Source organism: Rheinheimera sp. (genome assembly GCF_030690345.1).
In the GTDB taxonomy this organism is placed as follows: domain Bacteria; phylum Pseudomonadota; class Gammaproteobacteria; order Enterobacterales; family Alteromonadaceae; genus Alishewanella.
Genome location: NZ_JAUYGV010000007.1, coordinates 767655 through 786159, shown reverse-complemented (window position 1 = coordinate 786159; position 18505 = coordinate 767655). Strand labels below are relative to the sequence as shown.

At 50.5% G+C, this 18505-nt stretch carries 12 protein-coding genes; 4 read left to right on the top strand and 8 right to left on the bottom strand.

The genetic code is table 11. From position 1 onward, the window contains the following. Positions 1 to 82: 82 nt before the first annotated feature. Genes Q8O77_RS14410 through Q8O77_RS14400 form a run of 3 tightly spaced genes read right to left on the bottom strand, consistent with a single transcriptional unit; the run spans position 83 to position 2934 of the window. A complete protein-coding gene (locus tag Q8O77_RS14410; protein ID WP_305554524.1) occupies positions 83 to 1285 on the bottom strand; it encodes an ABC transporter permease in 1203 nt (400 codons plus the stop codon). Then, positions 1286 to 2092, bottom strand: coding sequence for an ATP-binding cassette domain-containing protein (locus Q8O77_RS14405; protein ID WP_305554521.1), 807 nt, complete (start codon positions 2090 to 2092; stop codon positions 1286 to 1288). A 23-nt stretch (positions 2093 to 2115) separates the two neighbouring features. Then, the gene (locus Q8O77_RS14400; protein ID WP_305554518.1) at positions 2116 to 2934 is read right to left on the bottom strand and encodes a DUF3025 domain-containing protein; all 819 of its coding nucleotides are present in this window, start codon (positions 2932 to 2934) and stop codon (positions 2116 to 2118) included. A gap of 183 nt (positions 2935 to 3117) precedes the next feature. Here Q8O77_RS14400 and asnB point away from each other — a divergent pair, with 183 nt between their 5' ends. Further along, entirely contained in the window at positions 3118 to 4782 is a 1665-nt protein-coding gene (gene asnB, locus Q8O77_RS14395) for an asparagine synthase B (protein WP_305554515.1), read from the top strand. A gap of 58 nt (positions 4783 to 4840) precedes the next feature. On the opposite strand, the gene Q8O77_RS14390 is transcribed toward asnB, so the two are convergent. Both Q8O77_RS14390 and Q8O77_RS14385 read right to left on the bottom strand, forming a co-directional pair. Then, on the bottom strand, positions 4841 to 8017 hold the full coding sequence (locus Q8O77_RS14390) for an efflux RND transporter permease subunit (RefSeq protein WP_305554512.1): 3177 nt from the start codon (positions 8015 to 8017) through the stop codon (positions 4841 to 4843). Between the two features lie 3 nt (positions 8018 to 8020). Beyond that, on the bottom strand, positions 8021 to 9241 hold the full coding sequence (locus Q8O77_RS14385; RefSeq protein ID WP_305554509.1) for an efflux RND transporter periplasmic adaptor subunit: 1221 nt from the start codon (positions 9239 to 9241) through the stop codon (positions 8021 to 8023). Between the two features lie 464 nt (positions 9242 to 9705). Between Q8O77_RS14385 and Q8O77_RS14380 the strand changes: the two genes are divergently transcribed. Continuing rightward, the gene (locus Q8O77_RS14380) at positions 9706 to 10014 is read left to right on the top strand and encodes an isoamylase early set domain-containing protein (RefSeq protein ID WP_305554506.1); all 309 of its coding nucleotides are present in this window, start codon (positions 9706 to 9708) and stop codon (positions 10012 to 10014) included. A gap of 98 nt (positions 10015 to 10112) precedes the next feature. Here the strand turns inward: Q8O77_RS14380 and Q8O77_RS14375 are convergent, their stop codons facing one another. Continuing rightward, positions 10113 to 11231 (bottom strand): beta-ketoacyl-ACP synthase III, encoded by a 1119-nt coding sequence (locus Q8O77_RS14375; RefSeq protein WP_305554503.1) that lies wholly within the window; start codon positions 11229 to 11231, stop codon positions 10113 to 10115. 226 nt (positions 11232 to 11457) lie between these two features. Between Q8O77_RS14375 and Q8O77_RS14370 the strand changes: the two genes are divergently transcribed. Further along, positions 11458 to 13182: an autotransporter assembly complex family protein gene (locus Q8O77_RS14370; RefSeq protein ID WP_305554500.1), complete on the top strand. Its 1725-nt coding sequence runs from the start codon at positions 11458 to 11460 to the stop codon at positions 13180 to 13182. Further along, the gene (locus Q8O77_RS14365; protein WP_305554497.1) at positions 13179 to 16925 is read left to right on the top strand and encodes a translocation/assembly module TamB domain-containing protein; all 3747 of its coding nucleotides are present in this window, start codon (positions 13179 to 13181) and stop codon (positions 16923 to 16925) included. The genes Q8O77_RS14370 and Q8O77_RS14365 overlap by 4 nt, the downstream gene beginning before the upstream one ends. Here Q8O77_RS14365 and Q8O77_RS14360 read toward each other — a convergent pair. Then, the gene (locus tag Q8O77_RS14360) at positions 16922 to 17689 is read right to left on the bottom strand and encodes a methyltransferase domain-containing protein (protein ID WP_305554494.1); all 768 of its coding nucleotides are present in this window, start codon (positions 17687 to 17689) and stop codon (positions 16922 to 16924) included. The genes Q8O77_RS14365 and Q8O77_RS14360 overlap by 4 nt on opposite strands. Beyond that, positions 17686 to 18444, bottom strand: a complete 759-nt coding sequence (locus Q8O77_RS14355; RefSeq protein WP_371133484.1) for a Nif3-like dinuclear metal center hexameric protein — start codon at positions 18442 to 18444, stop codon at positions 17686 to 17688. The genes Q8O77_RS14360 and Q8O77_RS14355 overlap by 4 nt, the downstream gene beginning before the upstream one ends. Positions 18445 to 18505: the final 61 nt, after the last annotated feature.

The window sequence follows — 18505 nt, the reverse complement described above, 5'->3', positions numbered from 1 at the left end:
ATAGTATTTGTGAAATGGAACCTGTCGTAATAACAACGCCGGCTAAAGCCGGCGTTGTTGGTTTGGTTAACTGCGCGCTTAGCTAGCGAAACAGCACTTTTTCTTGTTGGAACCAGTGCACACAAAAACCGATAGCAACAGTAGCCAGCACCAAAGTGGAACCAAAAATCAGTGCCAACATGGCGTAATCGGCGGTGCCTTTGATCAGCTCTTTAATCGCCAGCGCCACATTCATTATCGGCACCAGCGCAGTTTTACTGTTCAGCTCTACCCCCGGCAGCATGGCGGCTATCAACGGTAAAAAGATCAGTATCGACAGCGGGCTGATGTAGTTTTGCGCCTCTTTAAAGGTGCGGGCATAGATAGAAATAGCCAGCAACAAGGCAGCAAATACTGCGGATATTGGCAGCAACAGCGAGAAAATCAGCACCAGCTCAGTAATAGCGATAGCAGACATCGCCTCCTGTACTACCGCCATGCCACCCAGAGAGCCGATAATAGCGCCCCAGATACCAAAGCTTGCTACGGTAATAAGCGCGCCTACCAGCCCGGTCGTTAACACCGTGAAAAATTTACCCAGCACTATACTGACACGGCTGATAGGGCAAATTAACAGCGTTTCCAGCGTACCACGCTCTTTCTCGCCGGCGCCCATATCAATAGCTGGGTAAGAGGCACCCAGCAAACATAGCGGGATCAGGATATAGGCAATAACGGCACCAAATTTTTCACCGATGTTTTCGCGCTTATCAGCGGTATCCACTTTTTGCACATCGACCGGTTTAATAATGGCCGCCAGTTTGGTTTGATCAACGTTCAGCTGTGTCAACGTATCACGTTGCAGTTGCTCATTGAAATCCGCCAGCAGTTCAGAAAAGTAGCGATACATAAAATCAAATTGTGATGACTGGTTATAAATAATCTGCCACTGCGCCTGCTCTACTGCTGCGCGCTTAGCGGAGAAATCAGCAGGCACTACTATTGCTACATCAAACTCGTCGTTACGGATAGCTGCGACTAAATCTGCCTCAGCAGTTTTGTCGGTTTTAATCTGCCTGAAGTTTTTATGATAAAACAGCGCATCAGCAAACTGCGGTGCCTGCTCTGCGTTCACAATCACATAACGGTGCTCTGCCTGCATAGCGGTGTTGGTGGTGCTGGACAACACCAGCCCCATTACAGCAAAAATTACCGGGAAGATAAAAATCGGTAGCAAGATAACAAAGATCAGCGTTTTTTTATCACGCATTAACTCTGTAAGTTCTTTCAGATAGACTTGCCACATTTATGCTGCTCCCTGCTGTTGTGTGCTTACACTGCCGTGTAATACTGACAAAAACGCCTCGCGTAAATCACCATTACCGGCTAAAGCTTTAAACTGATGAATATCACCGGAAAAGGCGCTGATGCCTTTATCAATAACCACTACCCGATCACACAGTGCCGCCACTTCATCCAGATGGTGAGTAGAGAAAATCACCGGTGTACCAGCGGCTTTTAAACCTTTGATAAAATCCAGCACGGTTTGCACTGTCATAATATCCAGCCCGGTGGTGGGCTCATCCAGAATTACTACTTTAGGGCTGTGCACCACGGCACGGGCAATAGCGGTTTTTTGCTTCATCCCGGTCGACATATTATCAGCGCGGCGGTTAGCAAAATCATGCATATTTAACAGGGTAAACAGCTCGTCAATGCGCTGCTTTAATACCGCCTCTTTCATGCCGTGCAAACGGCCAAAATAGGCAATATTTTCAAACGCGGTCAGCTTGCCATACAGGCCGGTATCGGCGGATAAAAAGCCGATTTGTTGCCGGGCTTTTACCGGCTGTTGCAACACGTCCACGCCGTTTAACAGCACTGAGCCGGCATCAGGTTTTAATGCGGTAGACAACATCCGTAAGGTGGTGGTTTTGCCGGCACCATTTGGCCCCAGCAGCCCCAGCACTTCACCGGCGCCACAGCTGAAGCTGACATTGCGCACCGAGTGAAACGCCTCTTTGCTGTAACGCACATCTTGTTTTTCGGTATCGGATAACTTGCTGTTTTTACCAAGCGCAAACGCCTTGGCCAAATCCTGAATATCAATCATGCAACTGTCCTGTTGTCGGGGCTTTAGCGCTGTCGCTGCGGCCGGAAATAGTCAGTATTGTGGTAAAACCCCGCTGTTTCATTATCGTTATACCAGCGCGGTACGCCCAGTAACGGCAAAGGCGTTAGCTGTTGATTATCAAGAAGTACCGCCTCGTTAGCAATTTGTTCATGCAATTTCGCATCAACAAAACTGTAAGCAGCTGTTAAAGGCCAGCGGCTGAAGCCGTCCGGCACATTAATAAATAACGCTTTGGCCGTTAAACCAATAAAAGGCGTCGTCGCCATTTCATACATGGCATGGCCGAAAATCATTGGCCGCACGCCATGCCACCAGTCGCTACGCTGCTGCACAAAGCTTTGCTGCCACTGATGCGTGCGCAGTAACGCAGCATGTTGCTGTTTATCCGCTTCAAGACAAATCACTACGCCACACTCGTCAAACAGCGTTAACTTATTACGCAGCTTACTGCGCTGCTGCAAGCCATAACGGCCGATTTCGGCCATATGCAGCTGATTTAGCAGCGCCTTGGTTTTGGGATATAAACACCAGATTAAGGCGCCAAAAAAGTCATGCCAGTTGTCTTTGCGGGTTGGAATTTGCCTGGTTGCATAAATATACTCTTCGTAATAGCGGCCATCCTGCTCCAGTGCGGCATTGTCGACAAAGCTTATGCCCGACAGCGGCAGGCACTGATTAAGCCAGCTAATATCAGGGTAATGTGTTAACTGGTCAAAACGGAAACACTGACATAAATCAGCAAATATCGGGTTGCTAACCAGCAACGCTGCGTTCCAGTCTGCCGGTGGCGCAAAGCGGATTTTTACTTCAGTTTTTTGCATAAGCTGTCTTTTCTGTTGCTGTAGCTGAAAACCCTCAGCATAAATTACTTCCAAAAAGCGCGAAAAAGCGCTTGCAATTTTAGCATGGCGTGGCACATTCAGGGGGTGCGTTTAGACGTACATACTGCCAAACAATGTGTTTAAACCAGTCGGTTTATTCGAATTAATTTAATAGAGGTTATCATGTGTTCGATATTCGGGGTGCTTGACATCAAAACTGATGTTAAAGCCTTGCGCCAACAGGCGCTGCAGTTATCCAAGTTATTACGTCATCGTGGCCCGGACTGGTCCGGTGTGTGGAATAACGACAATGCCATTTTAGTGCACGAGCGCCTGGCGATTGTAGATACTGAAAATGGCGCCCAGCCCCTGATTAATGATAATCGAAATCACATTCTGGCAGTGAATGGTGAGATCTACAATCATAAGCAGCTCGAAAAAGCGCTGGCAAGCCCTTATCCATTCAAAACCAAGTCAGACTGTGAAGTGATATTACCGTTATACCTGGAGCACGGCGCTGATTTTATTGATCAGCTGCAAGGCATGTTTGCCTTTATTTTGTATGATGCCGAGCAAAACCGTTACCTGATTGCGCGTGACCATATCGGTATTATTCCGCTGTACTACGGTTACGACGAGCACGGCCAGCTGTTTGTCGCGTCCGAGCTAAAAGCCCTGGTGCCGGTATGTAAGCAAATTAAAGAGTTTCCGCCAGGCCACTACTTTGACAGTAAAATTGGCGAGCTGCGCAAGTACTATCAGCGTGACTGGCAAAGCTATGATGCGGTAAAAGACAACCCTGCCAGTTTAACTGAGTTAAAAGCCGCGCTGGAGCACAGTGTTAAAAGCCACTTAATGTCAGATGTACCCTATGGCGTACTGTTGTCCGGTGGGCTGGATTCGTCACTTATTTCAGCTATCGCCCAGCAATTTGCCAAGCGCCGTGTAGAAGATAACGATGAGTCTGAAGCCTGGTGGCCTCGCCTGCACTCTTTCGCGGTCGGCCTTGCCGGTTCACCGGACTTAATAGCCGCGCAAAAAGTGGCCGATGCTATTGGTACCGTGCATCACACGGTGCATTTTACCGTGCAGGAAGGCTTAGACGCCCTGCGTGATGTGGTGTATTTCCTTGAAACCTATGATGTGACTACCATTCGTGCTTCAACACCTATGTATTTGATGGCACGTAAAATTAAAGCTACCGGCATTAAAATGGTGCTGTCGGGTGAAGGCTCGGACGAGCTGTTTGGCGGCTATTTGTACTTCCATAAAGCCCCCAACGCTAAAGAGTTTCATGAAGAAACCTTACGCAAGCTTGACCGCTTACATATGTTCGACTGCAACCGCGCCAACAAGGCGATGTCGGCTTGGGGCATTGAAGCACGCGTGCCGTTTCTCGACAAAGACTTTATGGATGTTGCCATGCGCTTAAACCCACAGCAAAAAATGTGTGGTGGCGGTAAAATGGAAAAACACATTCTGCGTCAGGCCTTTGATGGCCTGCTGCCGGATGAAATTTTATGGCGCCAGAAAGAGCAGTTCTCTGACGGTGTAGGTTACAGCTGGATTGACAGCTTAAAAGCCCATGCCGAAAAAGAAGTCACTGATCAGCAAATGGCCACCGCCAGCTTCCGCTTCCCGGTGAACACCCCGGACAGCAAAGAGGCTTATTACTACCGCGTGATCTTTGAAGAACACTTCCCGCATGCCGGCGCTATTGCCTGCGTACCGGGCGGCAAGTCTGTGGCCTGCTCAACGCCCGAAGCACTGGCTTGGGATGCGAAAATGGCACAAATGACTGATCCGTCCGGCCGTGCCGTACGCGATGTGCATACTCAAGCTTATTAAGCGCTAAGCTAAAACAAAAGGCCACGCAATTGCGTGGCCTTTTTTATCCGCGCAAGCCTTACTGCTCTTGTTGCACTTGCGCTATGCGGGTATCAATTTTACGCTCTTTGCTGCGAAACAGGTTTTTCACATCTTCCAATATTACATACAGCGCCGGGATCAATACCAACGTAATAATAGTGGCGAACAAAATACCAAACGCCAGCGACACCGCCATCGGTACCACAATTTTTGCCTGCAAGCTCTTCTCCAGCACTATCGGCGCCAGGCCGACAAAGGTGGTAAGCGAGGTAAGTAATATCGCGCGAAAACGCTGTGCACCGGCCTGCGATACTGCCTGGCGGATAGACAAGCCTTCCTCGCGCGCACGGTTAACAAAGTCGACCATGACCAGCGAGTCGTTTACCACTACCCCGGCAAGCGCCACCAGGCCAAAGATCGACATAATGCTCATACTCAGGCCAAGCACCATATGCCCTACCACAGCGCCGACCAAACCAAACGGGATCACGCTCATAATAATCAGTGGCTGGCTGTAAGATTTCAGCGGCACTGCCATTAAGGCATAAATACAGAACAGCGCAAATACCCCGGCTTTTAGTAAATCAGCCTGAGCATCCATTTCATCCTGACTGGCACCATCGAGCTCGCCGGTTACGCCTTCATATTTGTCGGTGATCTCTTTGATCACTTTGTTTTTCATCTCGCCAACAACCTTGCCCGGTTCCACAGTGGCTTTATCCGCCGCGGCGGTGATAGTAACAGCACGTTCACCATTGACACGGTTAATAGCACTGAAACTGGGCTGCATGGTGTAGCTGGCAACCTGAGCAAACGGAATTTCACCGCCATCGGCGGTACGAATGCGCATATTCTCCAGGCTACCGACAGAGCTGCGTTCAGTACGCGGATAACGCACCATCACTTTTACTTCTTCGCCATCACGCTGCACGCGCTGCGCTTCTGCGCCGTAAAAGCCATAGCGCACCTGGCGCGCCACATCGGCCAGAGTTAACCCCAATATATGCGCCTCGGGTTTTAACTGCAGTACGATCTCATCATTGCCGCCCAGCAGGTTGTCTTCAATATCATACACCCCGGCATACTCGCCTAAACGGGCTTTTAACTCCTCCGTGGCTAACTTCAGGTTATCCAGATTAGTACCGCGCAATTGCAAGGCGATATCGGCCCCGCCACCACCACCGGTTGAGGCGTTAATTTTAAAGGCTTTTAAACCCGGAATTTCCGGCATTTCATCGCGCCAGCGGTTGGCAATTTCAAAGCCATCAATTTCGCGACCTTCGCTTTTTTCCAGCTCTACCACCAACTGGCCACCGGTATCGCTTTCAAGAAACATCAGCCGATGCTTAACAATATCCTCGTCGTACTCGGCATTGAGTTTTTCGTTGGCGCGTACCAGTGCAGCTTCGGCTTCGCGCATGGCATTTACTGTTGCCTGGTTGGATGAGCCTTCCTGCATGGTCAGGTTAGCGTTGATAAAGTCACTGGGAATATTCGGGAAAAATACCCAGCGCACCAGACCGCCACCCAACACACCAAACATCAGGATCAGCATGGCAAAAAACGCTGCCATAGTGATATAGCGATACTGAATACACCGCTCTACAAAAGGCTGATAGGTTGTGGTAACAAAGTGGTTCATGCCGGCAGCGACCTTTAACCGTATCGCTTTGAGTACATTGCTACCACCACGGCCAAGGCTGTAAAACACTCCGCGGCGGTCAGGATCCCACGGCTTGGTATCCATATTAACGATGTGCGCCGGCAGGATCATTTTCGATTCGACCAAAGAGAAAATCAGACACAGTACCACTACCCAGGCAATAGAACCCCAGATTGGCGCCTGAGCACCGCCCACCATCAACATCGGTACAAACGCAGCAATAGTGGTTAACACACCAAAGGTGGCCGGCATGGCCACTTTTTTTGCCCCGGCGATAACGGCTTCGGCAGATTTACCGCGTTTTTCAATTTCGCTGTAGGCACTTTCGCCGATAATAATGGCGTCATCCACCACTATACCCAGCACCAAAATAAAGCCAAACAAGCTGATCATATTGATCGACACGTTAAACAGCGGCAACGGCAGCATCGCCATAGCGCCGAGGAAACACACCGGAATACCAACCATTACCCAAAACGCAATGCGGAACTCGAGGAACAGCGTTAACGCTAACAGTACCAGGAAGGCCCCCATCAGCAGGTTATTGCTCATCAGGTCCAACCGGCCCTGCAGGTAGTAACTGGAGTCGCCCCAGTGGGCAATAGATACCGAGGGCGGCAATTCTTTTTGCTTACGTTCCACGTAGGCTTTAACCGTCGCGGCAATTTTTAATGTATTGTCATCGCCCACAGCGTCCACCCGAATGGACACCGAATTTTTGCCATCGAAGGTGGATAAATCTTCCCGTTCAATAAAGCCGTCATTAATGGTGGCGATATCTTTTAATGCTAAGCGGGTGCCATCGGCAAAGGTCAGCAGCACTATGTCTTCAAAATCCTGCGCAAAGTAAGCCTGGCCTTTGGTACGCAGCAAAATATTGCCGCTTTCTGATTTAATCGAGCCACCGGGTAAATCGACCGAACTGCCGCGAATAGCGCTAACAACCTGGTCAAAGGTCAGGCCGTATTCTTTTAGCTTGAGCTCAGACAGCTCAATAGCAATTTCGTAGTCGCGTGCACCAACCACATCAACTTTGCTGATGCCGGGCAGCTTTTTCAGCTCATCGCGCACATCTTTTGACACCTCTTTCAAGGTGCGCTCATCGGCATCACCATATAGCGATAACCACATCACGTTACTTTGAAAGCGTACACGGTATACCACCGGCTTTTCGGTTTGCTCCGGCAAGGATGAAATGGCCGAGACCTGGGTTTTTATCTCATCCATTACCTCTTGTATATCGTAGTTACCGGCAATCTCGGCACGCACCGTTGCCAACCCCTCAACCGCAGTAGAGCGGATGCGCTTAATACCGTTAACGCCACGCAGGCTTTCTTCAATTTTCTCAATAACCCCACTTTCCACTTCCTGTGGTGCTGCCCCCAGGTAGGGCACACGGATGTTAACCTGCTCCAACACAATTTCCGGAAAAATCTGCTTCTTAATGGTAAAAAGCGAGGCCAAACCGGCCACCAGAATAATCGCCATCAATAAATTAGCCGCCACACTGTTGCGGGCAAACCAGGCAATAATGCCCTTATTGGTATCCATGCCTTACTCCTTAACCTGGCTGGTCAGCACTGCAGCATCAGTTTTTTCCGCATCTTCTGCCACCTGCACTGCTTCATCAGCAGCAACCCGCACCAGGGTGCCGGCCAGCGGGTTGGCGATAGCCGAGGTGGCCAGCCTGTCGCCTTCTGCAAAGCCGGAGCGGATATAAGCCGAGTGTTCATCTGTGCGTTCTGTTACTACCGCACGGAACTGCAACTGGTTATCTTTATCCACCACCAGTACCTGCTGCTGTGCTAACAGTAAATGCCGTGGCACCACAACCACCTGCTCGGTGGCATCGCCGAGTATCTGCGCCTGGACAAAACGACCGAAGCGCAATGGCGCTTGTTTTTTACTCAGACGCTGGTAAGGGTCGGTCACTTCAGCCACGGCATAAATAACCCGGCTGCGCGCATCCAGTAAGCCTTCGGTACGCACCAGCTTTGCCGGCCATTGCATAATTCGGCCGGCTACTGCGGCGGTTAAAATCACTTCCGGTTCAATGCTGTCGTCAGTGAAATCCGGCACTTGTAAAAAGGCTAAATCGTTGTCGGTCAGCGGCAGACGAACTTCAGCCACGTCGGTGCCGTAAATCATGCCGACACTGGTACCACGGCTGATAAACTGCCCGAGGTTAGCATCGCGGCTTTTTACCATTCCCGAATAAGGCGCACGAATTTCAGTACGGGCCAAATCGCGCTGTGCGCGCTCTAATTCGGCTTCAGCTGAGCGCACTGTGGCCAACGCGCCCGCCAGTTGTGGCCGGCGTAAGCCTAACTCAGGTGCTTTACCGGCAGTAAAGGAGCGCCACTCTTCTTCAGCAACACGGCCACGGGCTTTTTCTTCTTCTAATGCCGACTGCGCATTGGCCAGGCTGGCCTCTGCCGCTTTAACGTTAGTTTGATAATCTGCCTGCTCCACCCGCACTAACAAATCACCTTTGTTAAAAAAACCGCCTTCAACAAAATTGTCTGCCACGGCAACAATACGACCGTTAACCTCAGAGCTTAAGTTGGTTTCTAACTTCGGTTGCACCGTGCCTTGCGACTGAATGCGATAGACTAAATCTTGTGGCGCTATTGCATCAGCATTTACCAAAATAGCCGGGCGTTGTTCTTCTTTTTTCTCCGGCGGTTTGCGCATGCTGGTTAAGCTCATTGCTGCCACCACGGCCACGGCGATAATGACCACCGGAATAGCGATTTTTATAATTTTTGCTGCCATATCTTCATCTTCCACAATGCTGTTTTACCGCCGACATACTAAAACGTCGCCGGATGAAAGTAACGCGGTGAATGTTACGCTTTGTATCAGTCCGGGTATAAGTGTAGGTAACAATAAGCCAAAATACTCTGTGCCGGGCCAGCTAACTTTACTGTGCTGACATAACCAGATGCTTGCAGTTGCTGGCGCGCAGCATAATTCAGGCAATACTAATGCAAAATTTGCCGGCGGTTATCTCAGCGCGGCCGGATAAAGTACATAATATCTTGTTACAACTACGGCGATGCTATGCTGCAGAGAGCGAAAATCAGCTTTTGTTATATCAACCTTTAAAAGGGTTATTTGCGCAACCGCAGAAAATTCCCTAAGGTGATTTGAAAAACAAAGTGGTCATTATTTCATCACAAAGACACGACATGATAGACAAGGTTATACCGTTTTGAGCACACATTAAGGGAAACATTATGAGCATCAATAAACAGTATTTGAAAACTAAACCATTGTGCAAAGTCACCTTTACGCTTCCGGCGCACCGGTTGGACAATATTGACCAGGTGGCATTACTGGGTGAGTTTAATGACTGGGATCCGGCTGCGTTACCGATGAAAAAAAGCAAAAGCGGCGATTTTACCGCAACGCTGAATTTAGAAAAAAATAAAGCTTATCAGTTCCGTTATTTGGTTAACGGTGGGACCTGGCTGAATGATGATGCCGCTGACGGTTACCAGCCGTCGCCGGTGTCTTATGATCACAACTCAGTAGTGCGGTTGTAACCTACAGCAACGGGCAGCGCGGGCTGCCCGTTTCGTGCCTCGCTATATCACAACTTTATATCGCAGCTTTGCCCTGCATTTTTGCCCGGCACTTATGCTCAGCACTTTTGCAGTACTAAACACCCCACCGAGTAACCGGCGCCAAAGGAACACAAAATAGCGTATTCGCCGGAGTTAATACCTTGCTTATGTTTATGAAAAGCAATTACAGACCCGGCTGAAGCCGTATTGGCATAGGTATCCAGTACCAGCGGCGCCTCTTCCGGCAGCGGATCCCGGCCAAGAATTTTCTTCGCGGCAAAAATATTCATATTGATATTGGCCTGATGCAACCACAGCCGTTTCAGTTGCTCCGGTTGAACCTGCTGCAGCGCCATTTCTGCCTGAATTACCTCTGCCACTATCGGCAGCAGCTCTTTAAACACTTTACGGCCCTGCTGTTTAAAATAAGGCATCAGCGGATCAATTTCGTTGAAACAATGTTCGGTGTAACCAACATCACAACGGATATTATTAGAAAACTCGGTTTTCAGCCGCATGCCGTTTATGCGATATGCATTATCTGCTGTGCAGCTGTCTTCGGCTTCAATAATGGTGGCGGTACACACATCACCAAAAATAAAATGACTGTCGCGGCTGCGGTAATTCACCTGTGGTGAGGCAAATTCCGGATTCACCACCAGCACCACTTTAGCAGTACAACCCCGAATGGCGTTTACCGCGTTGCTGATAGCAAAGGTAGCAGAAGAGCAGGCTACGTTCATATCAAAGGCATAGCCGGCGGCGCCCAGTAACTGCTGCAGTTCAATTGACAACGCCGGATAAGGCCGCTGCATATTGGACGCTGCACAGATAATCAGATCAATATCGGCTGCGGTTTTATTCGCCTGCGCCAGTGCTTCACGTGCGGCCGACAACGCCATTTCTACCATTTCCGGTGGTTGTTCTTCATTGCGACGGGGAAACAACGGATGCATCACATCAGCATCTAAAATGCCGTCTTTGTACAACACATGGCGCGCTTTGATACCGGAGGCTTTCTCAATAAATTCACTGCTGGAGTGCTCCAGTGCCTGGACATCACCGGAAGCAATAGCCCCGGCTTGCTGCGCATTAAATTGATCAACATACAGATTGTAACTGGCCACCAACTCTTCATTGGTAATAATCTGCTCTGGCGTAAACAAGCCTGAGCCACTGATAACAACACTTTTCATAGTACTGCCCTTGTCAGATCGCGGTTTTACTACCGCTTTTACAGTGGCTGCAGTATAACTGAAGTTCTGCCTTCAGTTGTACCATGCTGTTGTATTATCCCCGTATTACTGAGTCTATTCAGTCTCGATTTATGCAACACGGTGTACATTAGCAAGCTCTGTGCGCCATAATAGCGCCGGCATTCACTTTTCTTTCATTTTCTTAATACGGGATTTTTCCATACCGATGCAAACCCCGGGGTTCCTGACAACTGCTGTGCTGGCAGCCATACTAAGCATAAGTTCCCCCGCTCGTTCGGCAGAGCCATATCAGTTTAAAATCAATGGTGTAAGTGGTGCTTTGCGCGACAATATTGAAATTTATCTGCAAAAATACTCTGATGCAGATAATACGCCCGGTGTGCGTTTTCAAACTACCCTACAGCAGGAAATTCATACCGCATTGCAAGCTTTGGGCTATTACCACAGCGAAATTACGCTGACTCACGACGAAGCCAAAGCTGAATTACTGCATATTACTGTAACAGCCGGTGAGCCGGTACGCATTCACCAAAGCGATATACAAGTGTCCGGTGATGCTGCAACAGACTCTGATTTTAACGCTCTGCTGGCGGCGCAAGCGCCCAAGCAGGGCCAGATACTGCACCACGGCGCTTATGATGGCTTTAAGAGCGCATTGAAAAGCCTGGCGCTGCGTAAAGGCTACTTTGATGCCGACTTTGATTTGGCGCGGCTTGAGGTAGCGCCTGAGCTAAACCAGGCTTTTGTCCACCTGCACTTTAACTCAGGTACACGTTACAAATTTGGTGCTGTCAGTTTTAGCGGTAATCAAATAGCCGAGCCCGGCTTGCAATCTTTAGTGCCCTTTAATGAGGGCGATTACTACCTGGCCAGTCAGTTAGGAGAATTTAATCAGGCGCTGGCGACTACCGGTTGGTTTTCTTCCATACTGGTGGAAGGTGATACCGCACAGATGCAGGATTTCAGCCTGCCAATTAACGTGGCGCTGGAGCCCGAGCGGCGCAATATTATAGAAACCGGTATCGGCTATTCAACTGATGTGAAAACACGGCTGAAACTAAACTGGAATAAGCCCTGGCTTAATAAAGCCGGCCACAGCCTGAGTACCAAGCTGGCCTTGTCTGAGATAGAGCAAAGTGTTGAGGCTGCATACAAGTTGCCACTGGCCAGTGTTGCCAACGACTTTTATCAGGTACAGCTCGGTTTTAAGAATCGCGATAATCAGGACACCGAGAGCCGCGAATCTAACCTGGCACTGGAGCGCCACTGGTTACTGAAAAGCGACTGGTATCGCACCGCCTCGGTCCGCTGGTTGTATGAGGATTTTGTTCAGGCCGATCAAAATGACAGCATCAGCCTGATTATGCCCGGATTAAGCTACAGCCGCACCAAACAGTCAGGCGGCCCGATGCCCTCTTCTGCCAACCGCTTATTGCTGGGTGTTGAGGTATCAGACGAAGCCTGGGGCTCTGATGCCAGTTTTGTCCGTTTGCGTAGCCGGATTGGCTGGATTGGCAGTGCCGGCGATGACCATCGTTTTGTTACCCGTGTGGATGCCGGCGCCATCCTGATGGAAGGCTTGTCACAATTGCCACCGTCATTGCGCTTTTTTGCCGGCGGTGATAACAGCATCCGCGGTTATGGCTATGAAACTGTATCGCCGCGTAACAGCGAGGATGAACTGACCGGTGGCCGTTATATGGTTACCGGTGCGCTGGAATACCAATACCGCGTTAAAGGTAATTGGTGGCTGGCGGCTTTCAGTGATTATGGTAGTGCCTGGGATGACAAACCCGACTGGGTGCAAGGTGTAGGTTTGGGCGTGCGCTGGGCTTCCCCTGTTGGTCCTGTACGGCTTGATTTTGCCTGGGGCCTGGATGAGCCGGGCAAAGGTTTCCAACTGCACCTGGCACTGGGGCCGGAATTATGAGCTGGCTCACCACTAAGCGTTGGCTGAAACGTTGCTTAAAATGGCTGCATTGGACATTGCTGCTGCCTTGCCTTGTGCTTGTCGCCTTACTGTTTACCTTGCTGTACACCTCTGCCGGGTTAAGCTTTAACCTTTGGCTGGCACAGCATTTTGTCAGTGGTTTTACAGTAGAGCGCAGCGAAGGCAGCGTGCTGGGCGGTAATACGCTGTACGGCCTGCGTTGGCAAGATGACGTCATAAACCTGAGGTTAGAACAAAGCACGCTGCAGATTAACAACGGCTGTTTTTTACGTTTAACACTCTGTGTCGAACAACTGACATTGCAAGGCATGCAGCTTGAAATCGCCGATACAGATAATCCGCCAGCAACAGACGCCCCCGGCTCCGGTTTATGGTTGCCGTTTGCCATTGATATTACGCAACTGCAGCTGAACGATGCCAGCGTGCTGGTTGCCGGTAGTAAATTAAGCTGGCAACAGTTTACGACCGGCGCTCAGCTGTGGGGCAGCAAAGTACAACTGAATCAGCCACACTGGCATCAGGTAACCCTGGCTCTGCCTGAAACTGCGGATAGCGCGGCACATGCTGACTTTGCCTACAAGGCGCCACAGCTGACTGATATTACTTTGCCGCTTAGTCTGTTTATTGACCGCTTCCGCCTGACTGATTTCACCCTGCAACAACCACTGCCGCAGAGTATCAGTGAGCTCTCGTTCAGCCTGCAACTGCTGCCGGAGCAAATTAATCTGACTCAGCTGGATATTAAGCACCCGCAGGCAACACTGCATGCCTCCGCCCGGTTAGAGCCGAATGGCAATTATCCGCTAAAAGCAGATATACGGCTGCTGCTGCAAGATACAGAGCTGGCCGGGCAGCGGCTACGCGTTACGCTGGATGGCGATCTGAGTGATTTACAGCTGCAAGCCTATGCCAGTGAGCTGCTGGATGCTGAAGTGTCCTTGTGGCTTAATTTGCTGGACAACGCCCTGCCATTGCAAGCCAATTTAACGGCGGCACAGCTGCAATGGCCGCTTAGCGCTGAGCCGCAAATACAGCTTAGCCAGTTGCAAGTGGAGGCAAGCGGCAACCTGGAACAACTGCGCTTTGCCGCAGGCTCAGCATTAAGCGGTAAACAAGTGCCGCCAACTACCGTGCAATTAAACGGCTACAGCACTTTGCATGGTGCAACATTGGAAAACTTAGCCGTTAACACCCTTGGCGGTGAGCTTAGCGCCAAAGTGGAGCTGGATTGGCAACAGCAGCTAAGTTGGCTTGGCAGCGTACAGTTAACGCAAATTCAACCAGGGCAGTTCTGGCCGGACTACAGCGGTGAGCTAGATGGCAATATCCAGCTTAGCGGCAACGTTACACAGCAAGGTGGTTGGCAACTGGCGCTGCCACAACTGCAGCTTAACGGTACCTTGCGTGACTACAAACTGTTGCTTGAAGGCAGCCTCACTGCCGGCGACGACACCGGCCTGGGTGATTACCGGCTGGATACACCCGGCCTGACCTTACGCCATGGCCAAAACCAGATCCAACTGACCGGCGCAGTGGATAAAGACTGGCAGATGGCGATGAAGATTGCCATTCCCACGCTGGCGCAAACCATAAGCGGTGCCAACGGTGAGATCAGCGCTGACTTAACACTAAGCGGTAAACGCGACACGCCACAGCTTAAAGGCATGCTTGAAGCCAACGCTCTGCAGTGGCAGGATGCCAGCCTGGAGCGGTTAACGCTGGATACGGATCTGAGCTTAAACAGCGGGCAGGATCTGACAACGGCAGTATCATTACAAGCCAGCAACGGCAAATACCAGCAGCAAAGTGTTGACGAGCTTAGCCTGACCTTGAACGGCACGGCATTACGCCATCAGCTGACGTTGCAGCTGGCAAGTACTGAGCACAATGCCGCTATTGACATGACCGGCAGCCTCAAACCTGATGAATATTGGCAAGGCAGCCTGGTATCCGCGCACTTGGACAGCCTGTTGGGTCCCTGGCAGCTGGCTGACAGCACAGAGTTGGAATACCGCTTTGCCGATGCGCGGTTAACCGTACAACCGCACTGCTGGCAACAGGCACCGGCTAATTTGTGCGCCGTTAAACCACTAAAACTAAGTGCAGAACATATAGCGCTGGACCTTAGATTGCAGCAATTTGCGCTGGCGGCACTGGGTGACTTTTTGCCGGCACAGATGCTGTTACAGGGCAATGTTGATGCCCGGGTTAGCGCCAACTGGCAACAAGGCCAACAGCCGCAAGCACAGGTTAAACTCAATGGCGGCAGTGGCAAATGGCAGTATCAAACAGAACAAACCCTGGAACTGGGCTGGCACAACTGGGCGCTGGATGCCGTATTGGCTGAAAATACCCTTAACAGCAGCTTACAGTGGCAATTTGATAATGGCGCCAGCTTACAAACAGAAGCCTCTATTACTGATGTACAGTCTTCTTCGCGTAAGCTGGAAGGCACACTACTGCTGCAAAAATTCAGCCTGGCCTTTTTACAGCCGCTGCTGGAGCAAAGCAGTGAACTTGCCGGCATGCTCAACAGCGACTTACGTTTTAGCGGCGACTTAACCAACCCGGCCATTAACGGCAACCTGGCACTGAGCGGCTTTAAACTGGCCGGCAAGCAGGCGCCGCTTGATGTGACTGATGCCAACGTAGAACTGCAGTTTGTCGGGCAACAAGCCACGCTGGAAGGCCTGGTCAGCACCAGCAAAGGCCAGATTAATCTTGCCGGCGATGCACAATGGCCACAAACAGATAACTGGCAAGCGGCATTGAAAGTAAAAGGCGATGAGCTGAGCTTGCAAATCCCTCAGGCACGGCTGCAAATAGCGCCGGATCTAACCCTGAGCGCCAAACCCGGGCTGACGTCACTTAGCGGCACGGTGCAAATTCCTTTTGCCCGCATCAGCATTGACAGCTTGCCGCAAACCGCTATCGCATTATCAGATGATCTGGTGTTGCTGGATGAAGAGCTGCAGCCAGTACCCACAGAAGAAAAAACTGCCTTTGCCCTGCAAACCGATATTAATGTTGTGCTTGGCAGACGGGTGCAATTGTCAGCTTTTGGCCTGGAAACCCGGCTCAGCGGTAACTTAAGAGTGCGCCAACAGCCCAAGCAGCAACCCACGGTGAATGGCGATGTCAGTCTGCAAAACGGTACCTTTCGCGCCTATGGCCAGGACTTACTGATCCGTCAGGGTAAAATGAGTTTTAACGGCCCATCCGACCAGCCTTTTTTAAACGTCGAAGCTATCCGCAACCCGGCCAATATGGAAGATGATGTGATTGCCGGCATTCGGGTTACCGGCCCGGCTGATGCGCCAAACATCAGCATTTTTTCCGAGCCGGCCAAACCCCAGGCTAATGCGCTGGCCTATCTGCTGATGGGCCGTGATATCGGCAGTGATTCCGGCAGTGCCGGCTCTGCACTGACCACCAGCCTGATTGGTATGTCAATCTCCTCTACCGGAGCTGTAGTGGGCGAATTAGGTGAAGCCTTTGGCGTACGCGACCTGACGCTGGACACCGCAGGCGCCGGCGATAACTCTCAGGTAACGGTAAGCGGTTATTTATCGCGCGATCTACAGGTAAAATACGGTTATGGCATTTTTAATGCTGTCGGCGAATTTACCCTGCGCTACCGCTTAATGCGTAATTTGTACCTGGAGGCAGTAAACAGTTTGGATAACGCCGTTGATTTACTCTACAAATTTGAGTTTGATTAATCAGCTTTAAGCAACAAATGCTGATAACGGCCCAGCGAGGCATAGGGCTCAGTGCGGTTGTACTGCAGCTCTAAAGCCAGTAATTGCTCAAAGTGGCTTTGTTGCTGGCTGCGATCACGCAAATAATCATGAAAACAGCGCACCCCGGTTTTACTCAGCAAGCTAAAGCCGGCCTGCTCACACCAGTGCTGCACGTCCTGCGGCACTAACGGATGCTGAGGGTTTAAACTGACCTTTTTCTTTACCTGAAAATCTGCCGCGACATAATCAAAGTTACCAAACAAAATATTGCCAAAGCGTTTGGCCTCCTTGTTATAAAACATCAGCGATAATATGCCGCCGGGTGCCACCAAGCGACGCAACTGAGCAATAGCCAACTCAGGTTGTGCCAGCCATTCCAACATGGCATGACATAACACCAACGAATACTGCTGTTGATGTGTCGCCGCAAGCTCCGACAGCCCTATCTGTTGCAAGCTAACATTGTTCAGCCCATGTTCTTCAGCCTGCTGCTGCGCTATGTGCAACATTTCTGCGGAAATATCGGTCAGATGCACACTGTGTCCCTGCGCAGCCAAGGTCAGGGCTAACTGGCCCTGGCCTGCACCAACGTCGAGGATCTGACAAGGTTGCTGTAGCAGATCAAGCTGTGCCAAATCGCGCAGCAGCACTAACTGCCGCAGTCTGCCTTTAGTACTGCCATAAATATTGCGGCTGAATTTGGCGGCAATATCATCAAAACTACGATCGGTTTTTTGCTTCATGCCGGGTTATCAATATCAATAAATTGCACCTCAAGGCCAAGCTGCTGTGAAATAAATTCACCCAACGCTTTGACACCATAACGCTCTGTCGCATGATGGCCGGCGGCAATAAAATGAATACCCAGCTCACGCGATAAATGAATAGTTTGCTCTGACACTTCACCGCTGATAAATAATTGCGCACCGGCAGCAGCGGCCTGCTCAATATAGCCCTGGCCACCACCGGTACACCATGCCAGCTTGCTGACATCGTGGCTGCCTGCGGCATGTAACAGCACTTGCCGGCCCAGCACCTGCTCTAAACCGGCGGCAATCTGTTGTACCGGTACAGCCTGTGTCAGCTCACCCTGCATCAGCACGCCAATGGGCTCTACTGCAGCAACAGCAGTAATATGTTGCGCCTTAAGTAAGCGTCCTAACTGCGCGTTGTTGCCAAGCACCGGGTGCACGTCCAGCGGTAAATGATAGGCCAGCAAATTGATATCATGGCGTAATAACGTTTGCAGACGCTTCTTCTTAATGCCGGTTACCGGCGCGGTTTCGTTTTTCCAAAAGTAACCGTGATGCACCAATATTGCATCAGCGTTCACCGCAACAGCCGCATCCAGTAATGCCTGGCTGGCGGTAACACCGGTAACTACCCTGGCAATGCGGGCTTTGCCCTCTACCTGCAAACCGTTGGGGCAATAATCGCGAATTTTTTCACTTTGTAACTCGGTATTCAGAAATTTAACTAACTGGTCGCGATCTATCATCTACTGGTTTTCCGCCGCTGTTGATAGCGGTATTGTACTGCAACAGGCAAAAAAATCAGGC